Genomic DNA, 16,736 nt, shown 5'->3' on the forward strand with positions numbered 1-16,736 from the left:
CGCTCTTGGCGGGAGATGGGGTCGTCTCCCTCACGCTGCCCCCCGCAAATCCGCTGAAATGGCCCGGGCGATGTCATCTGCGAACTCCAGCCCCTCGCTGAGTCGCAAATGGCGCGGGGGGCAAAGGCGCGTGATATGGGCCGCCGCGCGAAGATGCTCTGCCGCCGCCCGCCCCTGCAAGAGGGCATTCCCGAAACGCGCGGCATAGGAAAATCGCATCGTGACCTGCAAGGCCGCGCTGGCCGCGATTCCACCGACCTCGCTCGTGCGGCCAAGGGGCAATCTTTCAAGGACATAGAGCCTTGATGCGGGCAATGCCTGCTCGGCGAGCGTCGCCGGAGGCAGGCGGATGCGTGTCTTGTCGATGAGATGATGGACCGTTCCACGCGCCATGGAGCCGGTCGGCGCGAATGCCGCCGCGGCCTGAGACAGCTTCAGCTGGGCAAATCCCGGCAGGATGCGGCCCGCCGGGTCGATCGCGACGATATCATCTGCAAGAATGCGCGCGCCGCGCGCGATCAGGGCCGAGGCAGTCGTGGATTTTCCGGTTCCCTTGTCCGCCAGAAAGGCGATGGCATGACCGCGATAGAGCACCGCGCTGGCATGAAGCGCAAAGCAGCCGCGACGCCGCAGCACCTCGGCCAGGACCGGACCCAATAGCGGAAATGCGAGCAGTTCCGCAGCCGCGCCTGCGGCCGGCGAGATCGTGACGCTGCGCCCGTCTGCCGAGACGTGGAATGCCCCGACCTCTGGCCAGTAGAAATGAGATTCCCGCGATGAAAACCGCATGCGTGGCCGCGTATCGGGATCGACCGTTCCAGAGGGCCGAAGCGTGATCGACAGATCCGGCGCACGGGTCCGGTCGGCGGGCGCAAGCTCGGGAAGTGCCAGGTCAGAACGGATGCAAAGCCCGTAAGCGGCATAGCAATGCGCAGCAGTCATGTCGTCTCCATGATGGCGGGTTTGCTGGGGGCGGCCTCGCGCGCTTCGAGCCAGTCCGCCAGGGACAGGGCACGGCTGAGCCGAAAGGCGGTGCGCGCGTCCGGCACCGGATTCCGCAGCCGTTGGCCGTCAGCCCGAAGCCTGTCGATATTCACCCATCCCTGGAGTGATGCGGGATTGGCGAGCATGCGGGCAACGCGTTTTTCGCGCGTGAGACATAGCCAGAAATGGGGCAGAAAATTCGTCTTTCCCGTCCGCTGCCGAATCTTTTCGGGCAGGATCCCGCGCATCGCCTCGCGCAGCAGGCTGCGAGGCTGGCCGCCATGGATGCGCGCATGATCCGGCTGAGCGGCGCAGATCTCGATGACGCGATGATCGTAGAAAGGGTAATGCGGCGTCACCCCGGCATCCCGCGCCGCGGCATCGAGAATCTCGAGCGCGGTTGCCGTCAGCGGTGCTCCGAGCAGCGCCACCTGATCGCGGATGGCGAGGGGAAGGCGGCTCTCGGCCATGCCCGCCCGATAGGCCCTTACCCTTTCGACAAGATCGGTTGCCGCGGCCAGGTGCGGATCGACCAGCGCACGCCAGGCCATGCGGTCTTCGACAGGCCCTGCGACGAATTGCGTGAGCTTGCGCAAGATCCGGCTGTCGCCATGGGTCGCGATCAGCTGGCCGCAATCGGTCAGAGGCGATGTCCCCACAAAACGCGCATGTTTCCATGTCAGTGCCAAGGCTTGCGCCCAGTGCCCTTGCCGCGCGATCTGTCCGATTGTCCAGGGTCCCCCATCGATGACCTCGTCACCGCCATGCCCGTCAATGATCTCGCTGCATCCCAGAGCCCGGGCCGCAGCATAAAGCTGGCGGCTGTCGGGCAGGCCCGGCGCAAAGACCGGCTGACCCTGGTCATGGGGCGGAAGATCGAATGCTGCTCGTAAATCCACCGGCTTCAACCGCCCGCAGCCCTGAGACAGGACCATGTCGATATAGCCGCCCTCGTCCATCGCCGGGTCGTCATAGCGCAAGGACAAGGCGGGACGGCTCTGCCCCTGCCGGACCGACAGCAAGGCAAGCGAACTGGAATCCAACCCGCCGCTGAGTAAGACCGCCGTCGGGCGCTCCATGCAGCGCTGCGCCGTGGCATGGGCCAGCGCCTCGCGCAGCGCCTCGGAGGCATCACGTTCACAGGGCGTGATCCGGCTGCCGAGATCATACCATTTTTCCGGCGCGACGCGCCGCCCTTCTGCGAACCGCATCACCTGTCCCGGCTCCAGACGATGGATGCCGGAATGCGCCGTGCGGCTGGCATCCGTTTCCTGCCCGGCCAGAAAATCCGCGACCCATTCCGCGCTGATTTCCGGCCGCTCGTCCAGACCCGCAAGCACTGCGGAAATCGTCGAGGCAATGACAATCCTGTCTTTGGTCGCTGCATAGAGGATCGGACGAATGCCCATGCGGTCGCGCACGACCCAAAGTGCATTTGAGCGCCGGTCATGCAGGCAAAAGGCGAAACTGCCGCAGAAATCCTGCAAGGCCGCCGCACCGCGTTGAAGCCAGCGCGCCATGATCAGCTGCTCGGGACTGTCAGCATCCGCCGTCCCGACCAAGTCCCGCAATTGGGCCAGATCGGTGAGTCCGAGGTCGCCGCACAGCGTCAAGGGGCCGCGCCGGGCGATCTTACCGCCTTCTGCTTGCATGAAGCAGCGCCCGTCCTCGGCAAGCAGCGCTCCCGCAGGGCCGTCACGACGGCGCATATCAGAGCGGATGGCGGATAATTCATGCGACAGGATCGAGACCGGGCCGCCAACGCTGGAAAGAACGGCAAAGCGGCTCATCTTGCGCTGCCCGACGCCGGAAGGGGGTAGTCATGCAACATCACGTGGGAATGATATTGCGCCGGCGTGCCCCCCAAGACGATCGTATCTCCGGACATGAGCCAGGCATGGGGCCGAGGGTCCGCCGCCGCACTGGGGCCGCGTGGCACCGAAATCCGGATGGTCGTCGCATAGCCCTGCCGCGCCAAGAGCCATTGGCCGACCGTCGCCTGCGTCAGGCAAGTCGCTTTCGGGAAATGGCGGGAGATCGCCGCCACGGCCCATGCCGTCTCGGAAAGCACATGATCGGGCGCCCTATCCCTCGCGCGGTTGCATTCTACCAGCTGGCGCAGCCGATGGCCGCGACGACGATCCAGATGCCATCGCACCAGGAGCAGCGCGACGAGCGCTTGCGCAAACAGTCCGACATGCCGCCACGAGAGCGAAGTGATCCGCCGCATCACGCTAGACCTGCCTGACCAGACCGTTCTGGCGCATCTCGGCAACCAGCGCCAAGACATCGTTGCTGCAATCGGCGGCGCAAACTTCATAATTCGAGAGAGTAAATTCGATCAGGTCGTCGATCGATCTTGGCTCTTCCAGATTTTTCCAGATCTCTGCCCCGATTCCGTCCAGCCCAAAATAAAGATTTGATTCCAGGTTGAGAATGACAAAGCCGTCTTCGACCTCGCAGGCGACACAATCAGGAGAGATTTCGTAAAGCATGACATCACCACCATATTGGGCGCGGCAAGTCCCGCCGCGCCCGTTTGTTTTTCAGGAAAAGGTGAGATGCGAAATCGGGGTGCCCGTGTCAAAGGCCCGGTCCAGGACGGTCCCCGTGGACGCGCCCTGAGTCATCTTCTCAAGCGAGCCATGAAGTTTAAGCTCAGGCTTTTGGTATATTTTTTTCATGATTTACCATCCAGATTGCTACGTTAACGCTGCGGTATTCGGACGCAGTTCCCCCAGTTCAATAGGTTCTCGAGCCAGAGCAACCTGTCCTTCCAGTCAGGAAATTCGATTCACCGCAGAAATTCCAGCGATTATTGAATTAACCATGAATGGCTTTTCCAGCCGGGTTAACCACTCCCATAAATTCAAACGCATTCCCTGACGAATTATCTTGAACCCATAAAATTTTATCGACATCCCATGAATTGAGATCCATGCCCCGTGCCGATCAGACCGCCATCGTTTCTTGTGATTATTTTTCTCGGTTGAGAGGATGATTAATGATGCCCTTTGACATTGAAAACACCATGCCGCGGCAAAGAACCGCCGCTTTGCCATTCGGATCAGACGGAGCGGAATTGGCCTCTGTCGGGGCAGCCGGTCCGCTTGGCGGGCGCCGCAAGCGGTTTCTGGATATCGCCTTCGTGCTGGCCTGCCTGCCCTTCGTCGCAATCCTGATGCTGGGGCTTTCCCTGCTGATCAAGGCAAGCAGCCCCGGTCCGGTCTTTTACGGTCACAGACGTGTCGGTTTTGGCGGCGCCGAGTTTCGATGCTGGAAATTCCGCACCATGGTCACCAATGGGGACGTGGTGCTCGAGCAGCATTTCCAGCGCAATCCGGCGGATCGGATCCTCTGGAAATCCGAGCGCAAGCTCGCCGACGATCCCCGGGTGACGCCGATCGGTGCGGTGCTGCGCAAGCTGAGCCTCGACGAATTGCCCCAGCTTCTGAATATTCTGGCCGGTGACATGAGCATCGTCGGCCCCCGCCCGGTCGTGCGCGAAGAGCTCGACAACTATGGCCAGGCCGCACCGTTTTATCTCGCGACCCGACCCGGACTGACGGGCCTGTGGCAAATCAGCGGACGAAGCGACACAAGCTACGCCGAGCGGGTGAGGCTGGATCGGAAATACGCCTCGGGCTGGAGCATCATCGGCGACCTGGGGATCATCCTGCGCACGGTGCCGGCGCTGCTGACCGCCCGCGGGGCGCGCTAGCCCGGCAGGCCCTCCGGAACGCGCGGGCATAACAGATCGCGGCAATCGTCACGACGCCCGTCAGATCGAATTGAAAGAAGAATACCACTTCGACCCCCATCGAGATCGTCTGGCGGACCATGAACAAGGCAAAGAAAACCGCTGCTGCCGAATGCGACCGAAACACCCAATACAGCGCGGCCAGAGCACCGGAGAAAAACGCGACCGCCTGCAGCGTGGCCCCGACAAGCCCGATTTCGACTGCGTTGGAAATCATCGTGTTGTGGAAATTGAACCCGGCCCGTGAAGCGATCCCGAATCGCGCCCAGAGATCCTCGGCCAAGGGGTTGCCGTGGACCCAGAATGCTTGGAACCCGGTCCCGATCAGAGGATGTCTTGCAATTTCCTCAAAGGCGACGAGCCATAGTTCCGTGCGCCCGGTCAGCGTCACGTCCTTGCCCGTCAGGGACAGGAATGCTGTTGCGAAACTGTCTGCCTCGGATGAAAGGGCAAGGCCGACGGAAGCAAGCAGAACGAGCGTCAGGCTGGCCAGAACCAGACGCGAGGTCGCGTCGATCCGTCGCAAGAGCATCAGGGGAATGAGAAAGGCGGTCGCAACGATCACGGCCACGAGCGCCCCCGCCGATTTGCCCATCACGAGTAATGCAAGCCCCATTCCACTTCCGATTAGCGCGACTGCCCGCCAGAACCGATTTTCCGCGCGGCCGACAGCAACAGCCAAGGAGACAAGGAAAAACGCCCCCATCGTCATCGCGAGCGCATTCTTGCTGCCATAGATGCCTAGAAACCCCATCCCCCCCTCCCGGCTGCGACCGGAGGCGAGGCTCAGCGCGGCCGCAAGAAGCAGCACAAGCAGAAGGATACGGACGAATGTGCCGGGAGGAATGCGCTGGCAGATGGTGATTGCGACAAGAAATGTCAGGGTCAGTTGAAGCCCGTATCGGAGCGACAATTCCGGGTAGTCGGACCAGGTGAACGAGCCAAGGCACCACGCCGCCAGGGCGACCAGCACCCCTTCCTGCCGCAGCCCCCGGATGCATGCATCCGGGCCCGTGACGACCAGCGCTGCGCCAGCGATCAGAAAGATCAGGGCCCCCAGCGACCCCATGACCGGCTGCAGCCCCAGGCCGAGAATGCTTAGAAACGCCAACAGGGCGGGAAGTGAAAAGGGAACCGCCCAAAGCCCTGGATTGCGCACGGCATGTGGCGAGGCTCGGTGCTCCAGGCTCAGCATGGCTCGGCTCCTGCAATCGCCAGAGGCATTCGCCGTCCTGCGGAGATCCTCACCACATCCGGTTCCTCGACGGGCTCAACAGAGCAGATAAATGAACAGCACTGCCTCAGAAACATGAAAAGTTTTAACTACTTAGCCAGGACCGCCCAATTGCGCCGCTTTGCTCTTCCGGGGTATCAATCCCGCCAGACGCAGGTCAATCAAAAGGCATCGTCAATCTTATGGAAAATGCGAACAACCCTTCGCGCCAACCATTGATCAGCGTCATCATGGCCAATTACCAGGCTGCACGATGGATCGGAGCGGCCATGCGTTCGGTTCTTGCGCAAAGCTATCGCAATCTTGAGTTGATCGTTTGTGACGATGCCTCGGGCGATGACAGCGTCGCGATCGCTCGGGCCATTGCAGCGCGCGACGACCGGGTCCGCGTTCTGCCGCAGCCGCAGAATGCGGGGCCGGCGGCCGCCCGCAACAGCGCGATCGAGGTCGCCCGTGGCGAATGGATCGCGATCGTTGACAGCGACGATCTGATTCATCCGTCTCGACTGGCCCGGCTGTGGCATCTCGCCATGGCACGAGACGCGGATCTGGTGGCCGATGACATGGTCTGTTTCGGATCGGTCTCAGCCCCCCGGACGATTCTGCAGCCCTTGCAGCCGGCAATGCCCTTCCGTCTGGATGCGGCGCAATTTCTGCTGTCAAACAGTGGCGATGCGCGGGTACCCGGCTACGGTTACCTTAAGCCGATGATCTCGCGGCGGGTCTTGGACGCAAGACGATATGATCCGAGCTTGCGGATCGGCGAGGATTTCGCCCTTGTCATGCGCCTGCTGCACGATGGTGCCCGCTACATCGTCACCCCTGACCCGCTTTATGCGTATCGCAGGCATGATGGCTCGATTTCGCATCGCATGACGGTGAAGTACATGGAGGCGATCCTGACCGCGCATCGCGCGATGCCCCCCATGCGCGACGCGCCCGGTCGGCTTGCGGCGCAAAGGGTGCAGCAGCATCTCTCGACCGCCTTGCGCTATGAACGGCTCGTCGCGGCGATCAAGTCGCGCCATTTCGGCCGCGCACTTCGCGGCATGCTCGACCCCGCGATGATTGGTTGCCTGGGCGAAAGCCTGGCCGACCGGCACCGGCGCCGACGGCCGCAGAAACCGCAAGAGCATCGGGAACGGTCGGGAGAACTTCCAGACCTCCCCCCGGTCGAAGGCAGATGGCCGCGCCCACCCGCCGATGATGCGGCGCACCTGGCCGCGATGGCTGCCGTCTCGGACTTCGCGCTGCCTGAGACGGCGCCCGATTGGGCAATCTGGTTGCGAAAGCTGGCCTGACCATGGCCCATGTCGAGTCCAACGCGCAGCACTCCCGAAACGAGCGGTCGCAATGATCCAGATCCCCCCGGAATTGCGCCAGGATTGCACCGCCGAAATTCTTGCCCTGCTGGGTCAGAACCCGCTCTCTGAGTCCGACCCGATCCGGCTCTTCCACGTCGCGCGTTGCAACAAGTTGCTGCATCTGCTGCCGATCAATGACCCCGCGCTTCGCCCCATCCGGGCCGATCTGCTGCGGGCGCAGATTGCCACCGCCCAGATGAACCGCAGGGCCATTGACCTCGCTTGCGAGACGTCGCATGCGCTTGCCGCTCTTGGCGTGCGGCATCTGGTGCTGAAGGGGCCATTCCAACAGATCCGGCTGCATGGCACCGGGCATCTTCGGCCTTCGGGCGATGTCGATCTTTATGTTTCACCCCGCCAGCGCAAGGCGGCCGCTGAAGCGATCCTTGCCGCAGGCTTTGCGGTGGTCGAGCCAGAAAAGGCGCGATGGTGGCTCGCCTTTATGGGCGAGCAGCATTTCCGTCGTGCCAAGGATGGTGCGATGATCGATTTGCACCATCGCCTGCATCAATTCGGCCTGCCGGGCTGGCGGCACGCAGAAGCGATACTGGATCGGGCGGAACCCGTCATGCCCGAGGTCATTCCGGTCGCCGGAGATGCGGATGGCTGTCTGCTGCTGGCGATTTCGATCGCGAAATCCCTTTTGGCGAAAGAGCCCTGCGGCTGGGCTGTCCGCGACCTTGCAATCTGGCTTGGAAAGCTGAGCGCAGAAGATCTGGCCCGGCTTTGGCATATCGCGAAAGAAGCCGGGCAGAGGCGCGTTCTGGAATTGTCGTTGCGGCTTGTCGACGCGGTGACGGCCGCTAGTCCGCGGGTCGAGACCGGATCCGGCTTGCGCGGTCTGAACGCGTCGGATCTGCGGGACCTCGTCTACCAGCCGTGGCGCCTTTCGCCCGAAACCTCGCCGCGTCGCCGGCAACTATTGACCTCGCTCGGGCGGGGGCGCCCCGGCTCCGTTATGGCGCAGGCCGTCCTTTCGGGGCTTTCGCCATTCGTTCTGGGCTGGCAGACGGAAGGGGCCCGCACGCTATTCAGGCGCGCGCGCGACCGATAGCGACTTGCTCCGTTTCCGGGGATTGCGGTCTTGCCGCTCAGCCCACTCGGTCCAGAAGCTCCAGATAGCGCCGCGCGCTTTTTTCTGGGCTGAGGTTGTCGGCGACAAACTGGCGCGGCCTGTATGAGTTCATCCCGGCCCAAAACCTGTCGAAGCGCTGTTCAAGGTTGTCTTCGCGAAAGGTCGCTCCGCACCGCTCGTCGAAATAGGGCACAGAGGAGACCCGTAGACCGACGGGGGCGAACTGCCGCTCTGCCGGGTCAACCAGCTTGCCCTCGTCCCATGCAAAGATCGGGATGCCCGAGGCCATGGCCTCTTGATAAGCAAGTCCCTGTGTCTCATGCGCGCTCAGAAATGCCATGGCCCGGACCGATCGCAGCGCCATGCGGAATTCGTCAATGTGATGTCGGCCATAGCGAATACAGCGGAATGTCAGGCCGCGCGCAGTCAGATGCGCGATCAGCGCATCCGCAACCCGCGGCACCATGTTGTCGCGATGCCAATGGATCTTGTCATAGATCAGCAGGTCATGGCTCTTGTTCGCGCCCCCGACATCTGGCCAGTCCCGCAGGATGATCGGTGCAAAGAGCGGCTCGACACGCGATCCCAAAGCTGGCCTCCAGATCTTGCAGACCCATTCGGATGGCAGCGTGAACAAGCGGATATTGTTGCCGGCCGTGACCATCTCAAGCTCGTGTGGCGGCGGAACATAGCCCGGTCCGAACAAGGCGGGATTGGACAGGCGGACCCGGTCATAGACGCCCGGGAAGCCGGAAATTCCAACTGGCATGGCCGGGTTGCGCCTGGCGTGTGAGAAGTCGTTCAGCCGGACGTCCACGCCCAAGGCTTCTAGCCCGTAACGAAGGTTCCGCAATGCGGTGAAGAACCCCGTATGGGGCTGACGGCGCCGCAGGCTCCGATAGCCACTGCGCGCCAAGAACCGCAATCCGGACTGCATCCGCCCGAAAGGACGATCGATCGCATGAATTTCGTAGCCATGGTAGAAAAAATCAATCCGCCGCCGATGAGCCATCTCCAGTCACTTCCCGATTTCGAGCATTAAATTAATGGTCGATTAATTAAAACATGTACTAGCTGTTGCAATAAGTGGTTCGGATGCCTGATTAATACGGAACGCGGGATAAGTCGACCATCACGACTCGGAAAATTTGAAACAAACTGGTTAATATTTCAAGGGTGCGTCGAGCGTCACGATGGAAAAGGTTTCGGTCATTATACCGGCTTATAATGCCTTCCGCACAATTGGGCAGGCAGTCAGTTCGGCTTTGCTACAGCCCGAGGTCGCCGAGGTCGTGGTGGTGGATGATGCCTCGACCGACGATACCGCAGCGGCGGCCTGGCGGGCAGATGATGCCAGCGGTCGGCTCAAGGTGCTCCGTCTTGAAAGCAATGGCGGCCCCGCCCTTGCACGCAACAAGGCGATCGCAGCCTCTTCGGCCCCTTGGATCGCGATTCTGGATTCGGACGACATGTTCCTGCCCGCGCGCTTCACGACCCTCTTCGCAGCAGGTCCCTTCGATCTGGCGGCCGACAACATCGCCTTGATCGCCGATCAACCCGCGAACCGCAGGGCGCAACTGGCGATTCCCCAACTCCCGGCATGCGCAAAAGAGCTTGCACTGACGCAGTTCATTGCGGGGAACCTGACGCAAGGGGGCATGGGGCGCAACGAAACCGGCCTACTCAAACCCTTGATACGGCGAGATTTACTTCAGCGCACCGGGCTGAGCTATGACGAAGATCTGCGGCTTGGAGAAGATTTTATCCTCTATGTCCGCCTGATGGCGCGCGGGGCTCGTTTCATCACGATCAATTCCTGTGGCTACGTGGCATTTCAACGTGCCGACTCGCTCAGCGCCCGGCATCGCACTGACGATCTCCGCACCTTCAGCGAGGCCAGCGCGTGTATTTTAAGGACCGAGCGGATCCCCCCAGCCGCTCGAAAGATGCTGGTCCGCCAGCAACGATTGACCCGCGACAAATACCACCATCGGCTCTTTCTGGATCGCAAGGCAGAGGTTGGCCTTTTGGGCGCAGCGCGTGAAACCGTCGGATCCGCAGACCGCTTCTGGGCGGTATTTCGGCTCACCTTGCGGGACAAATTCATGGCCCTGAGAAAGCATCTACGCCCGAATGCGCTAGCCCATGAGCATTCTGGCATCAGGCTGTTGATGAATATTAGAAACACGACCGACTTGAAAAATTAACCACGAGATCAGAATTTCATGCCAAGAGATGGATCATATCCCCATGATGTCTTATCTCGAACTCAGCGCGAAAGTTTTTCAGGACTGTAGGTTGTTTCATTTGATTGATCGAACTTGTTTTTTTCGGGGCCATCGTAATGCTCGTCACCTATCTGGCGCATGATCTCGATGACCCGTCCATCTGGCGCCGGATCGACATGCTGCATCAAGGCGGCGCAAAGGTCCGCGTCCTCGGTTTTCGGCGCGGAGCGGGGCCACTGCCGCAGAGCGCGACGGTTCTGGGTCATACCGTCAACGGAGAAATGTGGCAGCGCCTTGCGGCCGTTCTGCGCAATTTGCCCCGCCTTCCGTGCAGGATCGCGCCAGCGGGCGCGAGAGAAACGATCCTCGCGCGAAATCTTGAGACGCTGGTTCTGGGCGCCCGTCTCGCCTCGGCGCGGCGGGCGCGCCTCTGCTATGAGCTGCTTGATATTCACAACATGATGCTGGGTAGCGGAGCCAGGGCAAAAACGCTTCGCCGGATCGAGGCGGGGCTGATGCGGCGCAGCGCGGCCGTGGTGACCTCGTCTCCGGGCTTCATCCGGAACTATCTGCGGCAATATGACCAGCCGGATATTCCCGTGATCCTGGCCGAGAACAAGCCACTTGCGATATCCCTGCCCGGCATTGGCAGGGATGCGACCAAGGGACCGCTCACGATCGGCTGGTTCGGGATGCTGCGCTGCAAGGTTTCGCTTTTGGCACTGGACGCCCTGACCCGCGCCGCGCCGGGCCGCTTCCGGGTCATTCTTCGCGGCCGGCCCGCTCTGGACGTGGTCCAGGACTTTCACCAGATCGTCGCGGCAAATCCGGACATGCAATTTCTCGGCCTCTATCGCTGGCCCGAGGATCTGGCCCGGATCTATGCCGAGGTCGATCTGGCTTGGTTGATCGACCGCTATCAGGCCGGTCGGAATTCGGATTGGCTATTGCCCAACCGGCTTTACGAAGGCTGCCTGCACGGCGCGGTTCCGATCGTGCTGGACGGGACCGAGGCCGCGGCCAAGGCCCGGGAATGGGGCTGCGGCATCGCGCTGAGATCGGTCGAGCCGGCAGAAATTCTCGATGTGCTGGGTCATGCCCGGGAACGGTTGGGCGATTGCCGTGCCGCGCTTGCACGGCTGCCGCAATCCGCGCTCAGGATGGACGCCGCGGAATGCGCGGTCCTGACTCAGGCGATCTGCGGCTTTGAAGGGATGGAGTGACCCATGCTTCTGATCGTCATCCCGACCCTTAACGAGGCGACCCATATTGCCCAGGTTCTGTCTTCGGCGCTGGGTTTTTGCACGGATCCCGGGGATTTGATCGTGGTCGCGGATGGCGGATCGGAAGATGGCACCCGTCTGATCGTTCGTCAGATGGCCGTTTTCGAACCTCGCGTGCACCTGCTCGACAACCCGCGCAAACTGCAGGCGGCGGGGGTAAATTTGGCCGTTTCCGCCTTTGGGACCCAGGCCACATGGCTCTTGCGGATGGATGCGCATAGCGCCTATCCCGACGATTTTGCCAAGATTCTTCTGGATGAGGCACGAGGAAGGAACGCAGACAGCGTCGTGGTTTCCATGGTCGCGCAGGGCGAGGGCTTTTGGCACAGGGCGATTGCAGCGGCGCAGAACTCTCGCATCGGGAATGGCGGTTCGGCGCATCGCAGCCAGGGGCCGGGGAAATGGGTTTCCCACGGGCATCACGCGCTGATGCGCATCTCGGCCTTTCGCGAGATCGGGGGCTACGATCCTGGTTTCACCCATAATGAGGATGCAGAACTGGACCACCGGTTGACGGCGGCGGGTTTCCGGATCTGGCTCACCGGCCGGACGGGTCTGATCTATTTTCCGCGCCGCAACCTTGCCGCGCTGATCCGACAATATCATGCCTTTGGTCGCGGTCGGCGGCGAAATCTCGCAAAACACCGGGCTTGGCCGGGCGCGCGGCAGACCCTGGTGGCGGTTTTGGCCCCGGCTTTGCTCTGTGTGACGCTGGCACCGCTGTGGTGGGGCTTTGCCATCCCCTTTGCATTGTGGATGGCCGGCTGCCTAGTCAGCGGAGCGGCGATTGCTCTGCGCCAGAATGAGCTCGCGGGTTGTTTTTCGGGCCTTTTCGCCGGGGCCATGCATCTTGCCTGGTCCACCGGCTACTGGCGGCAATGGCTCTTTCCTGACCGCCGCCTCGTGGGACGCCGCCATGAGTGATCGTCTGCTGGTCGGCATATGCACCTATCGGCGCGACTCGATTGCCGAAACGCTGGACTCCTTGCGCGCGACAAGCGATTGCGGGCTGGATGTCGAGATCGCCGTGGCTGACAATGATCTCGCGCCCTCGGCCCGGCCCCTGGTCGCGCGACATGCGGCCGGGCATCCGATGACCGTCACCTATCTGCACGCCCCTTGCGCAAACATCTCGATCGCGCGCAATGCTCTTTTGGATCACGCATACCGGAATGGCTTTCGCCTGCTCGTCTATATCGACGACGACCAGCGGGTAAGGCAAGACACTTTGCCAGCCTTGGTCGCGGCATGGCGAGCGGGCGCCGGGGCGGTTCTCGGGACCGTGCTGGCTGATTATGGCAGCGACACGCCCGAATGGATGCTGCGGGCGCGCCCGCATGACACCCGCCCCCAACGCGGAAGTGATGGGGCCTGCCGTTGGGGATATACGGGCAATAACCTTGCCGACCTTGCCGATCCCGCTTGGGCCGGGCGGCGTTTCGATCTGTCGCATGGCCGAAGCGGGGGCGAGGATACCGCCTGGTTCGCGGGCTACCTGGCCGCAGGCGGCCGCCTTGTCCATGCGCCCGAGGCCATCGTGGATGAGCAGATTCCCCCGGATCGCGCGCGCCTCTCCTGGCTCCTTCGCCGCCGCTACCGCATGGGCCATACCCATGCCAGCCTTGGGATGCGCGGCAAGGGGGTGAAGGCACGGGCGAGCGCCGCCGCAGTCGCGGGGGCCAAGATGGTCGCCTGTCTGGGGCTCGCGGCTGCCGGAGGCATTCCTGCAAGGCGCAATCCCCAACTGATGCGGGCATGCCTCCATGCCGGTGTAGCAGCCCATCTTCTGGGCGCGAGGCAGATCAGCCTTTACGGCGGAAATGGGGGCGAAGCGAAGGAAACTGATCATGCATGACCCGTCGGCAGAGGCATCCAATGGGCAGTTCACCAACCCGTCGCAGACGGTCGAGCTTGGACGGATCATGGCCGGGCTGCGCCGTCAGCGCCTGCGCATTGTTTTCCCGATGCTGCTTTTTGCCGGGCTTGGCCTTGCTTATGCCATGGCGAAGCCCTTGACCTATAGCGCGACGGCGACGCTGCTCATCGACGGCACCCTCAGCACGACCGTGAGGCAGGTCGGCGGGCTGGCCGGCCCCGATGCGACGCCCGACGGAAAGATCGAGAATGCCCGGGTCGTCCTTGGCTCGGACAAGCTGGCCTATGACGTCCTGGATGCGACGGGCTTGCAGTCCGATCCCTCCTTCTTGTTTCCGCCGCAAGGAGGAGTCTCGAAATGGGCCGGTCAGGCGATTGCCGAACTGCTGACACAGGTCGACAGGTTGCAAGATAGGCTTTCCTGGTGGGTCGAGCCGGCCGCGCCCGTCCCCGTGATGCCGGCCCCTGTCAATGAGGCTCAGATCGATCCGCTGCGCCGCCGCGGGGCAATGCTTCTGCGTTCGGGCCTGTCGGTTTACCGGATCGGCCGAAGCAGCGCGATCGGCATCACCTATCAGAGCCTCTCTGCCGGACAGGCGGCTTTGGTCGCCAATGCCTATGCCGAGGCCTATATGCGGGACATTCTGGCCGCGAATGGACAGGCCCTTGGCCAGACCCAGGGTTGGATCTCGCAGCGGCTCGCCGACCTGCAGGAACGCGCCCGATTGGCGGCGCAAGCCGCAGAGCAATTCGCCACCGAGAATCGTCTTGCCACATCGCAGAACGGCATTTTGCTGAGCGAACAGGCCCAGGGCGAGCTCAATGCCAGCCTGACCGCCGCCATAGGTGACCGCGCCCGCGCCAAGGCCGTGCTGGACATTTATGACCGCGCGATCGAGGGGGGCGTCGGCGCCCTGCTGAACGGAAATGCCGTCAGTTTCGGCAACGAGGAACTCTCTACCTTGCTGATGGCCCGTCTCGACAGCTTCAACGAGTTGAAGGCGAAAATTCAAAATCTCCAGGTCAATGCGGGGCCGGATCATCCGCAGATCTCCGGGTTGCGCATGGCTTTGGCCAGTTCGGCCAACCGACTCTTTGTCGAGCTGCAATCGCGCCGCCAGTCGGCCGCCGGAGACCTGAGCGTTGCAGAGGAACGCGTCGCCGCGCTGCGGCAAAGCCTTGATGAGGCCACATCCCGGAACGCGGCGCAGGCTGCGGCGCTGGTCCGTCTGCGCGCCATGCAGCAAGAGGCCGAGACGCTCGCGGAACTTTACCAATCCACTCTGGTCGAATCCCAGCAGATCAAGCAGCAGGGTTCGTTTCCGGTCAGCAATGTACGCGTCGTTTCTCCGGCTCAAGTTCCGGCAGGTCCCTCGGGGCCGGCGACATTGCGCTATGTGATGGCGGCGGCGATGCTGGGATTGTTCCTGGGCTTGCTTTGGGCGGCCCTGCGCGAGATGCGCGAGAACGTTTTGCGGAGCGGCAGCGACGTGACCGCAAACTCGGGATTGCGTTTCCTTGGCCATCTGCCCCGCCTGCGCATTCCCGGGCCACGCGGCGCGGATCTGCCCCGCCAAGTCCAAAGCGACCTCGCGCAGGGGCATATGCTGCCGCTGCGCCGGCCCTTGGCCCGAGCCGTGCGGATACCGGTGCTCGAAAAGCCCGATTCGGTTTACGCCGAAACACTTCGGCATATCCGGCTTGCCCTGCATCAGCGGGGCGAGACCACGGCGATCGGCGTCACCTCCTTCCATCGCCTGCCGGGGCGCGCCGCCATGACGCTGAATCTGGCCGGGCAAATCTCGGCCAGTTCACGCCATCCGGTGCTGGTGATCGATGCCGATCCGAGGGATGGTACGCTGACGCGCATTCTGAAACTTTCGGATCGTCCGGGCCTTGCGCAAGTCGACCCCGCGGCCGAGAACTGGCGCGCGATGCTACTCGACATTCACGACAGCAATCTCACGGTCCTGCCCGCCGGCGCGTCGAATGCCAGCATATTGGACAGCGGGCGTCCCGCCCAGGTCTTGCGCCGGATCCTGCACGAGGCGCAGGCGGATTTTTCCGCTGTCATCATCGATGTTCCACCGCTTTTCCCGACCGCTGCCGGGTTGGAACTGCTCTATGAATTGCCAAGCTTTGCCGTGCTTGGTGAATGGGGAAGGACACCGCGTGACATGGTCGATGCAGCGCTGGTCAACCACCCCGTGCTGAAGCAGCGCTGCCTCGGCGTCGTCTTTGACCAAGTCAAGCTGTCCCGGCTGCGCGCCTTCACCCGCCCGGATGCCCGCGAACGTTTACTTCCCGGCGTCTGAGGGCGTCCTGGAAAAACAATATCGAACGACGCATGTTACATCGCACGGTGGTATGGCACAAAGTATCCGCACGTCATCCTTTGGCCGCTGAGAGTTCGGGTGAAAGCCTCGATCACGGCGCTGCCGGGTGCCGAGGAAAAGTTGATGATGGCAATCTGGGTTTGGGTTTTCCGCAGCTTGGCGGTCATGAACCCCAGGACGTTATACCTTCGTCAAAGACCGTGGAGCAATTCATTCGCGCCTCGATCTGGCTTCGGAAGAGGTGGTCGAAGGAATTCGGACGAGGTGATAAGCTTCAGCGGCCTGAGCAAGAACCAATGCGAATTGACAAATTCCGAGCGCTATTCTGCAGCAGTCAAGTGGAAAGTGGCTGTGAAGCCATGCGATTAGCAACCGCTCGCCTCTTGCGCCTTGCCCGAACAAAGCTTGCGACCGATCGAGGACCTGCTTCGGGCGAAAGTCCACCCCATGTTCGCGACGATCCTCGAAGAATAAGGTCTGATGTGGTTCTCTGATTGCGGCCTTTTCAACAGCGCGTCTGAATGATCCTTCCGGGGTCATGGTTCTCTTTGAGGTAGGGTGTTAGTCGCCTCATGATGGCATTCGGCGGTGGATCGT

The 16,736-nt window shown here is 62.2% G+C and carries 15 protein-coding genes; 8 read left to right on the plus strand and 7 right to left on the minus strand.

Features of this window, described 5'->3' with window-relative positions:
* Window positions 1-30: 30 nt before the first annotated feature.
* Genes ESZ60_RS10725 through ESZ60_RS10740 form a run of 4 tightly spaced genes read right to left on the minus strand, consistent with a single transcriptional unit; the run spans window position 31 to window position 3,479 of the window.
* Window positions 31-942, minus strand: coding sequence for a phosphoenolpyruvate carboxykinase (ATP) (locus tag ESZ60_RS10725; RefSeq protein ID WP_134680580.1), 912 nt, complete (start codon window positions 940-942; stop codon window positions 31-33).
* Window positions 939-2,774 (minus strand): asparagine synthase-related protein, encoded by a 1,836-nt coding sequence (locus tag ESZ60_RS10730; protein WP_134680581.1) that lies wholly within the window; start codon window positions 2,772-2,774, stop codon window positions 939-941. Before ESZ60_RS10730 ends, ESZ60_RS10725 begins: the two co-directional genes overlap by 4 nt.
* Window positions 2,771-3,214: a lasso peptide biosynthesis B2 protein gene (locus ESZ60_RS10735; protein WP_167620120.1), complete on the minus strand. Its 444-nt coding sequence runs from the start codon at window positions 3,212-3,214 to the stop codon at window positions 2,771-2,773. Before ESZ60_RS10735 ends, ESZ60_RS10730 begins: the two co-directional genes overlap by 4 nt.
* Window positions 3,215-3,218: 4 nt before the next feature.
* Window positions 3,219-3,479: a PqqD family protein gene (locus tag ESZ60_RS10740; protein WP_134680583.1), complete on the minus strand. Its 261-nt coding sequence runs from the start codon at window positions 3,477-3,479 to the stop codon at window positions 3,219-3,221.
* Window positions 3,480-3,988: 509 nt separating this feature from the next.
* Here ESZ60_RS10740 and ESZ60_RS10750 point away from each other — a divergent pair.
* Entirely contained in the window at window positions 3,989-4,705 is a 717-nt protein-coding gene (locus ESZ60_RS10750) for a sugar transferase (RefSeq protein ID WP_280634000.1), read from the plus strand.
* Here ESZ60_RS10750 and ESZ60_RS10755 read toward each other — a convergent pair.
* Window positions 4,656-5,939 carry an O-antigen ligase family protein gene (locus ESZ60_RS10755; protein WP_134680584.1) on the minus strand — a complete coding sequence of 428 codons (1,284 nt, stop codon included), beginning with the start codon at window positions 5,937-5,939 and terminating at the stop codon, window positions 4,656-4,658. The two genes, ESZ60_RS10750 and ESZ60_RS10755, sit on opposite strands and share 50 nt — an antisense overlap.
* A gap of 221 nt (window positions 5,940-6,160) precedes the next feature.
* Here ESZ60_RS10755 and ESZ60_RS10760 point away from each other — a divergent pair, with 221 nt between their 5' ends.
* Entirely contained in the window at window positions 6,161-7,279 is a 1,119-nt protein-coding gene (locus tag ESZ60_RS10760) for a glycosyltransferase family 2 protein (protein WP_134680585.1), read from the plus strand.
* Window positions 7,280-7,331: 52 nt separating this feature from the next.
* Window positions 7,332-8,396, plus strand: coding sequence for a nucleotidyltransferase family protein (locus ESZ60_RS10765; RefSeq protein ID WP_167620122.1), 1,065 nt, complete (start codon window positions 7,332-7,334; stop codon window positions 8,394-8,396).
* Window positions 8,397-8,433: 37 nt separating this feature from the next.
* Here the strand turns inward: ESZ60_RS10765 and ESZ60_RS10770 are convergent, their stop codons facing one another.
* Window positions 8,434-9,186 (minus strand): glycosyltransferase, encoded by a 753-nt coding sequence (locus tag ESZ60_RS10770; protein ID WP_134680587.1) that lies wholly within the window; start codon window positions 9,184-9,186, stop codon window positions 8,434-8,436.
* Window positions 9,187-9,610: 424 nt separating this feature from the next.
* Here ESZ60_RS10770 and ESZ60_RS10775 point away from each other — a divergent pair, with 424 nt between their 5' ends.
* Window positions 9,611-10,624 carry a glycosyltransferase family 2 protein gene (locus ESZ60_RS10775; protein WP_134680588.1) on the plus strand — a complete coding sequence of 338 codons (1,014 nt, stop codon included), beginning with the start codon at window positions 9,611-9,613 and terminating at the stop codon, window positions 10,622-10,624.
* Between the two features lie 62 nt (window positions 10,625-10,686).
* On the opposite strand, the gene ESZ60_RS10780 is transcribed toward ESZ60_RS10775, so the two are convergent.
* Window positions 10,687-11,100, minus strand: coding sequence for a hypothetical protein (locus ESZ60_RS10780; RefSeq protein ID WP_134680589.1), 414 nt, complete (start codon window positions 11,098-11,100; stop codon window positions 10,687-10,689).
* A 60-nt stretch (window positions 11,101-11,160) separates the two neighbouring features.
* Here ESZ60_RS10780 and ESZ60_RS10785 point away from each other — a divergent pair, with 60 nt between their 5' ends.
* Genes ESZ60_RS10785 through ESZ60_RS10800 form a run of 4 tightly spaced genes read left to right on the plus strand, consistent with a single transcriptional unit; the run spans window position 11,161 to window position 16,118 of the window.
* Complete coding sequence (locus tag ESZ60_RS10785; protein ID WP_134680590.1) at window positions 11,161-11,868, plus strand: hypothetical protein; 708 nt, start codon at window positions 11,161-11,163, stop codon at window positions 11,866-11,868.
* A gap of 3 nt (window positions 11,869-11,871) precedes the next feature.
* On the plus strand, window positions 11,872-12,852 hold the full coding sequence (locus ESZ60_RS10790) for a glycosyltransferase family 2 protein (RefSeq protein ID WP_134680591.1): 981 nt from the start codon (window positions 11,872-11,874) through the stop codon (window positions 12,850-12,852).
* Complete coding sequence (locus tag ESZ60_RS10795; RefSeq protein WP_167620123.1) at window positions 12,845-13,783, plus strand: glycosyltransferase; 939 nt, start codon at window positions 12,845-12,847, stop codon at window positions 13,781-13,783. Before ESZ60_RS10790 ends, ESZ60_RS10795 begins: the two co-directional genes overlap by 8 nt.
* Entirely contained in the window at window positions 13,776-16,118 is a 2,343-nt protein-coding gene (locus tag ESZ60_RS10800) for a GNVR domain-containing protein (RefSeq protein ID WP_167620124.1), read from the plus strand. The genes ESZ60_RS10795 and ESZ60_RS10800 overlap by 8 nt, the downstream gene beginning before the upstream one ends.
* Window positions 16,119-16,736: the final 618 nt, after the last annotated feature.

It is taken from the genome of Paracoccus ravus, assembly GCF_004522175.1.
Taxonomy (GTDB): Bacteria; Pseudomonadota; Alphaproteobacteria; order Rhodobacterales; family Rhodobacteraceae; genus Paracoccus; species Paracoccus ravus.

Excerpts from the sequence above, each read along its gene's own strand:
- ESZ60_RS10725 (WP_134680580.1), bottom strand. The coding sequence starts at position 942 with ATGACTGCTGCGCATTGCTATGCCGCTTACGGGCTTTGCATCCGTTCT.
- ESZ60_RS10730 (WP_134680581.1), bottom strand. The coding sequence starts at position 2,774 with ATGAGCCGCTTTGCCGTTCTTTCCAGCGTTGGCGGCCCGGTCTCGATC.
- ESZ60_RS10735 (WP_167620120.1), bottom strand. The coding sequence starts at position 3,214 with ATGCGGCGGATCACTTCGCTCTCGTGGCGGCATGTCGGACTGTTTGCG.
- ESZ60_RS10740 (WP_134680583.1), bottom strand. The coding sequence starts at position 3,479 with ATGCTTTACGAAATCTCTCCTGATTGTGTCGCCTGCGAGGTCGAAGAC.
- ESZ60_RS10750 (WP_280634000.1), top strand. The coding sequence starts at position 3,989 with ATGATGCCCTTTGACATTGAAAACACCATGCCGCGGCAAAGAACCGCC.
- ESZ60_RS10755 (WP_134680584.1), bottom strand. The coding sequence starts at position 5,939 with ATGCTGAGCCTGGAGCACCGAGCCTCGCCACATGCCGTGCGCAATCCA.
- ESZ60_RS10760 (WP_134680585.1), top strand. The coding sequence starts at position 6,161 with ATGGAAAATGCGAACAACCCTTCGCGCCAACCATTGATCAGCGTCATC.
- ESZ60_RS10765 (WP_167620122.1), top strand. The coding sequence starts at position 7,332 with ATGATCCAGATCCCCCCGGAATTGCGCCAGGATTGCACCGCCGAAATT.
- ESZ60_RS10770 (WP_134680587.1), bottom strand. The coding sequence starts at position 9,186 with ATGCCAGTTGGAATTTCCGGCTTCCCGGGCGTCTATGACCGGGTCCGC.
- ESZ60_RS10775 (WP_134680588.1), top strand. The coding sequence starts at position 9,611 with ATGGAAAAGGTTTCGGTCATTATACCGGCTTATAATGCCTTCCGCACA.
- ESZ60_RS10785 (WP_134680590.1), top strand. The coding sequence starts at position 11,161 with ATGCGGCGCAGCGCGGCCGTGGTGACCTCGTCTCCGGGCTTCATCCGG.
- ESZ60_RS10790 (WP_134680591.1), top strand. The coding sequence starts at position 11,872 with ATGCTTCTGATCGTCATCCCGACCCTTAACGAGGCGACCCATATTGCC.
- ESZ60_RS10795 (WP_167620123.1), top strand. The coding sequence starts at position 12,845 with ATGAGTGATCGTCTGCTGGTCGGCATATGCACCTATCGGCGCGACTCG.
- ESZ60_RS10800 (WP_167620124.1), top strand. The coding sequence starts at position 13,776 with ATGCATGACCCGTCGGCAGAGGCATCCAATGGGCAGTTCACCAACCCG.